This is a genomic window from Actinomycetota bacterium, assembly GCA_035536535.1.
Taxonomy (GTDB): domain Bacteria; phylum Actinomycetota; class JAICYB01; order JAICYB01; family JAICYB01; genus DATLNZ01.
Genome location: DATLNZ010000027.1, coordinates 1 through 10,579, shown reverse-complemented (window position 1 = coordinate 10,579; position 10,579 = coordinate 1). Strand labels below are relative to the sequence as shown.

Genomic DNA, 10,579 nt, shown 5'->3' with positions numbered 1-10,579 from the left:
GGGCAGGCCTTCGTAGGCGACCTGCTGGAACAGCGCCTGCGTGAACGTAAAGGTCCCTCCCCGCCGCCGGACGAACCCCTGCAGCCGGCGCCATGACGGCTCACCGACCTCGTCGCCCAGCGTGGACAGAAGCTTTGCGTCGAATGAGGCGCCCAGCACCGACAGAGTCCGCAGCAGCGTCCGGTCTCGAGGGGGAAGCAGGTCGATGCGGGAGGCGATCAATGCCTCGACGCTGTCCGGCAGGGCTTCGGCCCCCGGCTCCGAGGCGGCCACCAGCTCCAGCAGGAACAAGGGGTTGCCGCCGGATCTTTCCGCGAGCGCCGCCGACGCCGCCGGCAGCAGCCGTCCCTGGGCCGCGGATCTCGCCAGCGCGGCGGCGTCGGCGTGCGGCAGCGGTCCGACCTTGACGGTGGTGCGACCGGCCGCCTCCGCGGCGGAACGTCCGGCCACCACAAAAAGCCACGGGCGGCCCGACTGGGCCTCCACGTGTCGCAATAGCTCTCGGGACGCTTCGTCCAGCCACTGGGCGTCCTCGATGACCAGAAGGCTCGGGCCCGGCAGTGCCGCTTGCATCAGCTCGACGACCACCTGCCGCAGGCGCGCGGCGCGCGAGGCGTCGTCCAGCCGCCGGACCTCAGGCGTCTGCTCCACGGGCACGTCCAGCACCAGGGCCGCCAGTGGAAGCCAGGGGAGCAGCTCCGGTGCCAGCGCCGACGTCCGCTCCGTGAGTGCCTCGGGGTTCCGGGCGTCCAGGTCCAGAGCGGCGGCCAGCAACCTGCCGAAGCAGTGATACGGGGTGCTGCGCTGGTACTGCTCGGCCGAAACGGACAGGGTCCGCACGCCCTCGGCCCCCGCCTGCAGCTCCTGGACGAGCCGCGACTTGCCTACTCCCGCTTCCCCGATCACGGCCAGCGACCCGCCGGTCCCTTCACGAGCGGACTGAAGCGCCCATAGCAGAGGTGCCATCTCCGGCTCCCGCCCGACCAGCGGCGAGGGAGCGTCCTCCTGTCGCCTGCGCAGGCCCGCGAGCTTTCCGACCCGCCAGGCGACCAGCGGTTCGGACTTGCCCTTGACGCGGAAGGGCTCCGTCTGGGCGGCTTCGAACTCGGCCGCCGAGCAGTCCAGTGCCTCGCGCGTCGCCAGGATCTCCGAGGGCGCCGCGTGGGACATCACCCGCGCCGCCGTGTTCACCACGTCGCCCATGGCGGTGTACGTCCTGCGGTAGGGGGGGCCGACGTCACCGGTGAAGGCGTGTCCTCGGTGAATGCCCGCCCTCAGGGCCAGCGGGACTCCGGAGTCCATCACCCTGCGCACCGCGCGCAGGACCCGCTCCTCGTTGTTGTCGAACGTGCGAGGGGCTCCCGAGCAGATCAGGACCTTGCCTCCGTCGCTGTCGATGTCGGTGTACAGGAACGTGATCTCGTGATCGTCCGCCGCCTCCTGGGCGCACGTGACGAGTTGATCCAGCCGCCCGGCCACCTCCGCCGGGCCTTCACTGGCAATGAGCGTGTCGATCCCCGAGAACTTCACGAACGCCAGCGCGACCGTCCGGTGCTCGGCCTCCGCTCCGCCGCCCTCGATGTGCCGCCGGATCGCCTGCGGGACGAAAACCCTCGCGACGGACTCTCCTGACACCGGGGGGGCCGGGACGGGAGGTGGTGCCTCCGGAACCTTCCCAAGGAGCCTCCCCCCCTCACGCGGCTCGCCGAGCAGGCGCGGATCGGCGGCGCGGACGGCCCCTGCGCTCAGAAGGATCTCGCCGGCCGAGGCTCCGGACTCCGCCCGCACGGTGGCGCTGGCGCCCGGACCGGTGACCACCAGCTCGCGGTGGGAGTTGCCGGCCAGGAACAGGTGAAAGGTCCCCGAGTGGACACCGGCCGACATCCTGAGCGTCACCTTGCCCGCTGAGGTCGTGATCCGGCCGGCCGTTCTCAGCGTCCTGCGCATCCCGGCGGCCGCGAAGCAGCCACGGGCCGCGTGGCTTTCGCCTGAGAAGAACAACAGGAGGGAGTCGCCGCCGAACTTGAGCAGCCCGCCCCCGACGCCGTAGGCGACCTCCAGCAGCTGTTCGAAGGTCGTGCTGATGACGGCCATGACCTCTTCGGCGCCGACTTTGCCCCGCCGCGCGAGCCGCTCGGACATCGCCGTGAAGCCGGAGACGTCCACGAACACCATGGTCGCGTCGACCTCTCGCCACGCCTCTGCTGGCTGGGACTGCCCCCACTCCAGCAGGAGCCTGGGGACGTACGGCGACAGGAGGTCCATCGTTCAAGCGCTCCAGCTGCGGCCATCTTGGACTGGAGGGCCGGCCGCCCAGCCCAAAACTGCACCCGCTGAGTGTGCACTCTGCCACAGACCGCCGGTCACTCCCGCGTCACAATGCGGACAAGCCGCGTCCCCGGCCCGGGTGATCAACCCGCCGTGGACCAGGCCTGGAAGGCACCAAGGATGTCTGGACTTCGGGAGGAAAGAAGGCCACAATGGCGAATCTAACTGGAGACCGGTTTCCGGACTCCGCAAACGCTGGGGGCGCAATGAACAGGAAGATCTGCATTTTCGTGCTTGCAATCGGGTCATTTTTTCTCACCGGGGGACCGGCGGCCGCGACACACGGTGACCCTTCCCGTGTCCGCGCCGCGACCGGCGGCGAGTCGATCTCCGCCGACACCTTTGCCAGCGGCGCCTGGACGTCGCTCAAGGGGCCGACGCTGCAGGAGTCTGCGGCGGGCCAGATCGGGGCGGGAAGCATCATCATCAGCGCCCCCTCCGGGTTCGCCTACCGCACGGCCGCCAAGTCGGTCCAGATCAAGACATCGGCCGCCTATCCAAGCCAGAACTCGTTCAAGATCTGGCCCACTGCCGCGTGCACCGGGGGTGGAGCAAGCGAGATCGCAGTGACTCCGGCGCCCGGCGCGATTCAGTTCTTCGTCTGCTCGTCCAGCGCCGCTGCCGGCAACAAGAACACCGTCCGCTTCAGCGGCGTCTCGGTGAGGCCGGCCCAGGGGACGCCTCTGGCTCAGGGGGCCCTCTGCTACGACCCAGCCTCCACCTCGGTGATCGCGGACATCCACCCCTGTGGGTCCGCAAGCCCCACCTCCTTCGGATGGCTCAAGGAGGTTCCCGGTTCGACGGCGAGCCTGGCCCTGAGTCCCAGGAGTACCACGATCGGGGTCGACGCCTCACAGACCTACGTGGCCCACACCGCCGACCAGTTCGGCAACTCTCTGGGCACCGACGTCACTTCTTCCACGATCTTCTCGATCCAGCCCGACGGCGCTTGCGTCGGGGCGACCTGCAACGTGGACCTGCCCGTGCCCCACACCGTGACCGGCCTCAGCGGCGGCCTCAGCGGGACCGCCGATCTTCTGGTCACGGCGCCGCCGGCGCCGGGGGAGCCGGAGTTCGAGGTCGTCTCGGAGACCTCCAGCACGATGCTGGACGGCAACGGCAAGCGCGTCTTCGCGATCCCGAACCACGACCGGTCCGACCTCACGGTCATCGCCCGTCCCACGTGCACCGGGTCCGTCTCCCCACAGTCAGTGACCGTCCTGCTGGGGGATACCCCCTACCCGGCTCTCGAGACGCCTCCGGGCAGCGGGAGCTTCACGGCGACCATTCCCGCCGCCGAGCTGGTCGAGGGTCCGATCAGCGTTTTCTGGACCTGCGGCGCCACCTCGGCGGAGCACGTGCTGGGGGGGATCGAGCTCTACGACCCCACGGGACTGATCTCCAAGTACGTGCCTCCGGCATCCGGAGCGTCGGCCATGGATGTTCCGATGGCCTCGATGTCCGCCTCCTCGACCGACTCGATGTCCGCCTCCTCGGCGTCGTCGTCCACGACTCCTGAGATCCCGATACCGGGAGCCGAGGTCACGCTGTACCGCGTCCCGACCTACACGCCCGAGACGTTTGCCGACGACGACCCCACCACTTGCCAGACGCCTCTGACGCGGTCGTCGCAGGGATGGACCCAGCCGCCGCCATCGGACCCGTCGCTCAGCGAGCCGTCCGACCCGCTGTCGGGGCTCATCGAGCCGAGGGTCAACCCGTTCATCACCAACGCCAACGGCATCTACGGCTGGAACGTGGCCAGGGGCTGCTACTACATCGTCGTGCGGGCCGAGGGGTTCAGGACCAAGGTCAGCCCGATGGTGGGGGTCCCGCCCGAGGTGCTCGACCTCCACGTGTCGCTCGTCGAGGACGCCATCCCGGACACCAGCATCGTCTCCGGACCCTCCGGCGCGACCACGTCCCGTACCGCGAACGTCTCCTTCCGGTCCACCGATCCTGAGGCTGCTTTCGATTGCTCGCTGGACGGAGGCGCCTTCGGTCCGTGCGCTTCGCCCGCCGCGTACTCGGGCCTGCAGGATGGCACCCACACCTTCTCCGTCCGGTCGACCAGCCCCACGGGAAAGGTGGACCCGTCACCGGCGACGATCTCCTGGCTGGTGGACGCCAGCGTCCCGGAGGTCGAGTTCCTGAAGCCGTCCCCCGGACACACCTACGCGTACGGCAACGAGATCCCCGCTGGGCCGGAGGAGCCGGCTGTGCTGGGACCGATCACGCTGCGCGCCAAGGTCACGTCCGGACCGTCGGCCGTGTCGGCCTTTGAGTTCAGGGTCAACGGGCAGCGCGTCGACCCGAACCTCGTCACCTACAACGCGGCCAGCAGCACCTACCAGTTCACCTACAACGCGACCAGCCCCGGCCGGCAGACCATCGACGCGATAGCGACGAGTGGGTCCGGCCTGGTGGGCAGCGACAGGGTCGTCCTGGTGGTCGTGCTGGGGTAGCCTCATCGCGCGTGACCACCGCTCCCTGCGATCGACAGGGAGCGGTGGCTGCGTCCGGGGCAGTTGACTCGGGTGTGACGATGGAGTCCATGAAGCCCTTCTCCTGCAGCCTCCTTCTTACGTAGCGGCGGGCGCCGCGGTTCTGGCGCTCGCCGACCCCTCGTGCCGATCCGGCCGGGGGGTTTTTCGTTGGGCTGGATTCGACGGGAGGGCTTTTATGGACGAAGGCAGGACCTGCGACACCGCGGCAGTGGAGTCGAAGTGGCGTGACAGGTGGGCCGGCGACCGGCTGTACGAGGCGGACCTGGCGGCTCCCGGCGGCTGCTTCTACAACCTGGTCGAGTTTCCCTACCCGTCGGCGGCCGGCCTGCACGTCGGCGCCGTCCGGACCTACTCGGGCGCCGACGTCGTCGGCCGCTACCACCGGATGCGCGGGCGGCAGGTGTTTCAGCCGATCGGGTTCGACTCGTTTGGGATAAACGCCGAGAACTATGCGCTGAAGTCCGGTCGCCACCCGCGGGATCTGATCGCGGAGACCACGACCAACTTCAGGCGGCAGCTGGAGTCCATCGGCGCGGGGTGGGACTGGTCGCGCGTGCTGTCCACGTCAGATCCCGACTACTACCGATGGACCCAGTGGGTGTTCCTGCGCCTGCACGAGGCCGGGCTGGCCTACCGGGCCGAGGCTCCGGCGCTGTGGTGTCCTTCGTGCCTGACCGTGCTGGCGTACGAGCAGGTGGACGCCGACCGCTGCGAAAGGTGTGGCTCGGAGGTCGCCGAGAAGGTGATGAGCCAGTGGTTTCTGCGCACGACCGCATACGCCGAGGAGCTGTCCGGGGGCCTGGACGCCCTGGACTGGCCCGACTGGGCCAAGCGCGCGCAGCGGGACTGGATCGGCCGCTCCGAGGAGGTTGACGAACACGGGGACGGACGAAGCTCCGTCCGGTACCGGCTGCGCGACTGGCTGGTGTCCCGGCAGCGTTTCTGGGGACCGCCGATCCCGATCGTCCACTGCGAGGGGTGCGGCGAGGTCCGGGTGCCGGATTGCGACCTGCCGGTCGTCCTGCCGGACATCGCCGAGATCCGGCCGTCGGGGACCGGTCGCGGCCCCCTGGCCGCATGCGAGGAGTTCGTCCGGACCTCCTGCCCCTCCTGCGGAGGGCCTGCGCAGCGCGAAACAGACGTGCTGGACACGTTCGTGGACTCGTCCTGGTACTTCCTGCGCTACCCGTGCACCGATCTGGACGACCGCCCCTGGGACACCGCCCGCATCGCACGCGTCATGCCGGTGGACCGCTACGAGGGCGGGCCCGAGCACGTCCGACGGCACCACCTGTACGCCCGGTTCGTGTCGATGGCGCTGCACGACCTGGGGCTGACGACTGCCCGCGAGCCGATTCCGCGGCTGAGCTTCCACGGGCTGGTCATCCAGTCGGGGGCCAAGATGTCCAAGAGCCGCGGCAACGTGATCGCGCCCGAGGAGCCGATCGGGCGCTACGGGGTTGACGCCGTCCGGGTCGGACTGCTGTTCCTGGGCGCCTGGTCCGACGACGTCGAGTACTCGGAGGACACCGTAGCGGCGGCCGCCCGGTTCCTGTCGCGCGCGTGGAGGCTGGTGACGTCGGACCACGTCCCGGGGCCGGGCACGGATACCCGCACGGTCGACCGGACGATCCGGCGTGTCACCGGGGACATCGAGGCCGGCAAGTTCAACACCGCGATCTCGGCGCTGATGGAGCTGGTGCGCTGGGCGGGGCGTGAGTCCGCGCGGATGACTTCGGACCAGTGGGCGGCGACGAGGCGGGACGTGGTCCTGATGCTGGCGCCGTTCGCCCCGCACGTGGCCGAGGAACTGTGGGAGAGCATCGGCGGCCCTTACTCCGTGCACAGGCAGTTCTGGCCCGACTGGGATCCATCGGCCTGCGCCGTCGAGGAGGTTGAGGTCGTGGTCCAGGTGGACGGCCGCACACGCGACAGCGTCACGGTCCCAGTCGGAGCCGGGCGCGACGAGGTCCTAACGGCGGCCATGTGCCTGGAGAAGGTGGCGCGGGCGATGTCCGGCCGGGAGCCGAGCAGGGTCGTACACGTTGCCGACAGGCTCATCAACATCGTGTCCTAGCTCGTACGGGGGGGGCGAACAGGTGTTCGCGACGAATGGTGGCGGGGCCCCCTCGGTCGGATAGACTCGGACCCGTGCGTCGACTCCTGTATCCGGTTCTGGTCTCGCTCGTCCTCAGCGGCGGCGGGCTCGCCGGACTCCACAAGCCCCGGGCCCATGTGGTCCGTTCCATCTCCGGTCCCGCTCCTTTCGTGACGGAGGTGCACGAAACCCCGGCCCCCGAGCCGGCGGTCGAAGCGACCCCCGAACCTGCCGTCGAAACACCGGTCGTGGCCATGTCGCTTGCCGCGTCCAAGCCCAAGCCGAAGACCGCGACGACCACCAAGAAGTCCCCAAGGGCCACGACGGCCAAGCCCCACAGCCACCCTGCGAAGACCGCCCGTCCGGCCACGGCGAAGCCCAAGGCCAGCACCGCCCCCAAGCCAAAGGCCGCGGCCACCAAGGCACCCACCGCGGCGCCCAAGAAGGCCGCCGCTACGAGTGCACCGAAGCAGACTTCGTACAACAAAGAACAGGTCAAGGCCGAGATCGCTCAGGCCTGGCCGGGCGACGACAACAAGGCTCTGGCCGTCGTGTCGTGTGAGACCGGAGGCACGTTCAATCCCCGGATAACGTCCTCCAACGGCATGTACCTGGGGCTGTGGCAGTTCCACCGGGACACCTGGACCCGCAGCGGCGGCTCAGGCGATCCACGCGACGCCAGCCCCGCGCAGCAGACTGCAATCGCCTGGAAGCTCTTCCAGTCCGAGGGCTGGCGGCCCTGGGGCTGCGCCTAACCGGCGCCCCCTCTAGGGCCCTTTCCGGACGACCTCCCGCGGTCGCTTGTCCTCCCGGAGGCCCAGAAACCGCGGGTGCCGCAGCTTTCCGTGCACGGTCCACTCGGTGAAGGCGACCTGGACGACCACCTCCGGACGGACCCACACCGCAGCCCGTGGTATCCCGGCCCCCATAGTGAACGGCGGCTTCGGGATCTGAAGTCGCCCGAGCCTGTCGCGCAGCTCGACGAGCAGCCGATTGTCGAAACCCGTCCCGACCTTGCCCGCGAATACGAAGTCGTCGCCGTCATAGTGGCCGACTAGGAGGGCGCCGAAACCCACGCGGCTGCGCCGGGGATCGGTGAACCCGCCGACGACCAGCTCCTGCGTCGCCTCGCACTTCATCTTCAGCCAGTCCGGCGACCGCTTCTGGACGTAGACGCTGTCGGCCCGCTTGGCGATCACGCCTTCCCAGCCCTCGTCGCAGGCGCGGTGGTACAGGCTCTCGCCGTCACCCACGACGCGGTCCACGGGGCGGATCCGCGCGTCGAAGCGCACGATCGCCTCCAATAGCGCCTTGCGCTGAAGAAGCGGGAGCCGGGTCAAGTCATGCCCCTCCAGATGGGGCATGTCGAAGACGTGGAGCGCCACCGTGGCCCTCGGCCCCCCGGCTCCCCGCAGCAGCTTAAAGCCCGACTCGCCGCCTCTCGTTGCCACCACCTCTCCGTCCAGGACCAGGTCCTCAACCTCCTGGGCCCCCACCGCTTCGGCTATGTGCGGGTAGGCGGCGTTCTGCGGCAGCGCGTTACGGGACAGCAGGCGCACGCGGCCGGCCTTCTTGAAGGCCAGGCACCTGATCCCGTCGAGCTTCCGCTCGAAGATCCACCCGGGGTGGGAAAATCGGTCCTGCGTGAGGGTCGCGGCCATCGGCGTGAGCCAGTCGGGATGAGGGGAGCGGCGGACCAGGGCGCGCAGGTCCCGGGGCAGTTCGTCCAGCCAGCGGCGGCCGGCGCGGGGGCTCACGCCCTGGCCGTCACCACGCGCGTCCATTTCAGCGGCCCCTTGACGCTTCGGACGTCGCCGAACCCTTCGTCGCGCAGCATCCGCGAGATGACCCTGGTGTCCGAGGGGTGGACCTCCATCAGCAGCCACCCTCCGGACGTAAGCCACTCGCCGGACTCCGCCACGACCCTGCTGACGAGCCCGAGGCCGTCGGGGGAGCGGTCGGTGAGAGAGTCCACGGGCTCAAACCGGCGGATCTCCGCCGGCAGGAGCTTGACCTCGTGCCGCGGCACGTAGGGCGGGTGCACGGTCATGACGTTCGTCCCTCCCCGCAGCCGACGGGGAAGGGGCGCGAAAAGGTCGCCACAGTGAAACGAGGCGTTGTCCAGGGCGAGTTCGCGCGCGTTGCGACGCGCCTGCAGGACGGCCTCGCGCGCCAGGTCCGTCCCGTGCACCTCGGCCCCCGGGACCGCCTCCGCGACCGACAGCGCCACGGGACCGACGCCGGTGGCCAGATCGATGGCGATGGGATCGCGCCTGCCGCGGGTCCGCCGGATGGCCGATTCGGCCAAGAACTCCGACGTGCCGCGCGGGATGAACGCCCCCGGCCGCACTCCCAGGCGCAGGTGGCGGAACTCGATGTACCCGAGGATGTACGCCAGCGGCTCTCCGGACGCGCGGCGATCGAGGAGCCGCTCATAGCGCCGGACCGCGGCCGCCGGCACCTCGTCGTCGTCATCCGGGACGAGCCCGATAGCCCGTTCGAGCATCTGGGCGGCCTGGTCCCGCTCGTCGCCACGCCGGGTGACCTCGGGGGACTGCAGCAGGCGCTTGCGCCCGGAGTCGATGAGATCGAAGGCTTTCACAGCGACGGATCATAGCCGCTGGCGCCGCGGGTACATCTCTATTTTACCCGAACCCACCCCCCTTCCCACAAGGGCCCCCGCTCCCGCATACTGCGCGGTCGAATGGCCGAGGAGGTGGTGTCATCCATCCGGAGATAGAACGTGAGCAACGCTACGTGGACCGGGCCCGGGCGCGCCTGGAGGAGATGCTTCAGGCTGCGCGCAGGATCCCGGCCGACCTGATGCGCTGGGGGGCGGGATCCACCCCCTCGGCCAAACTCGAGCGCGACATCCTGGTCGACAGCGGGCTGCGGCGTCTCGCCGAGCTCGATCTGGGCGACGAGGCGCTGGTTTTCGGGCGCATCGACCGGTGTGACCACGAGACGTTCTACATAGGACGGGTGGGGGTCCACGACGAGACCCACGAGCCTGTGGTCGTGGACTGGCGGGCGCCTGTCGCCGAGCCCTTCTACCGGGCGACCCCGAAGTCACCCATGGGCCTGTCGCGAAGAAGGCACTTCATGACCCGCGGCCCGGTCATCACGGGGATCGACGACGAACTGCTGGACGCCCCCCGGTCCGATGGCCGGATGGTGCTGGTGGGAGAGGCAGCTCTGATGGAGGCCCTGCAGCGGTCCCGGACCGGACGCATGCGCGACATCGTGTCCACGATCCAGGCCGAGCAGGACGAGGTCATACGTGCTCCCCTTCAAGGGGTGCTGATCGTCCAAGGGGGCCCGGGGACGGGAAAGACCGCCGTCGCACTGCACCGGGCGGCCTACATGCTTTACACGCATCGGGCGCTGCTCCAGCAGCGGGGGGTTCTGCTGGTAGGGCCCAGCCCGGCCTTTTTGGGCTACATAGAACAGGTCCTGCCCTCTCTGGGCGAGCAGACGGTCACGCTCGCGACGACGGCCTCCCTGGTGTCGGGGTTCGAGGTGACTGCGATCGACGAGCCCGAGGTGGCGCGGATCAAGGGCGACTCGAGGATGGCTGTGGTGACGAAGAACGCGGTGGCGGGGCTCAGTCGTCCGTTGGTCCAGCCGGAGACGCTGAAGCTGGACG

General features: G+C 69.6%; 7 protein-coding genes. 4 read left to right on the top strand and 3 right to left on the bottom strand.

Annotation, left to right across the window (positions count from 1 at the left end; all coding sequences use genetic code 11):
- The coding region (locus VNE62_02055; protein ID HVE91072.1) for an adenylate/guanylate cyclase domain-containing protein at positions 1-2,265 on the bottom strand (2,265 nt) is incomplete at its 3' end.
- A gap of 269 nt (positions 2,266-2,534) precedes the next feature.
- Here VNE62_02055 and VNE62_02050 point away from each other — a divergent pair.
- The 3 genes from VNE62_02050 to VNE62_02040 all read left to right on the top strand — a co-directional run bounded on the left by VNE62_02050 (position 2,535) and on the right by VNE62_02040 (position 7,688).
- Positions 2,535-4,793: a hypothetical protein gene (locus VNE62_02050; protein HVE91071.1), complete on the top strand. Its 2,259-nt coding sequence runs from the start codon at positions 2,535-2,537 to the stop codon at positions 4,791-4,793.
- A 217-nt stretch (positions 4,794-5,010) separates the two neighbouring features.
- Positions 5,011-6,912: a class I tRNA ligase family protein gene (locus VNE62_02045; protein HVE91070.1), complete on the top strand. Its 1,902-nt coding sequence runs from the start codon at positions 5,011-5,013 to the stop codon at positions 6,910-6,912.
- Between the two features lie 74 nt (positions 6,913-6,986).
- Positions 6,987-7,688: a transglycosylase family protein gene (locus tag VNE62_02040; protein HVE91069.1), complete on the top strand. Its 702-nt coding sequence runs from the start codon at positions 6,987-6,989 to the stop codon at positions 7,686-7,688.
- 12 nt (positions 7,689-7,700) lie between these two features.
- Here the strand turns inward: VNE62_02040 and ligD are convergent, their stop codons facing one another.
- The gene (ligD, locus tag VNE62_02035; GenBank protein ID HVE91068.1) at positions 7,701-8,717 is read right to left on the bottom strand and encodes a non-homologous end-joining DNA ligase; all 1,017 of its coding nucleotides are present in this window, start codon (positions 8,715-8,717) and stop codon (positions 7,701-7,703) included.
- Complete coding sequence (locus VNE62_02030; protein HVE91067.1) at positions 8,687-9,535, bottom strand: HemK/PrmC family methyltransferase; 849 nt, start codon at positions 9,533-9,535, stop codon at positions 8,687-8,689. Before VNE62_02030 ends, ligD begins: the two co-directional genes overlap by 31 nt.
- Before the next feature lie 155 nt (positions 9,536-9,690).
- On the opposite strand from VNE62_02030, the gene VNE62_02025 reads away from it, so the two are divergent.
- The coding region (locus tag VNE62_02025) for a UvrD-helicase domain-containing protein (GenBank protein HVE91066.1) at positions 9,691-10,579 on the top strand (889 nt) is incomplete at its 3' end.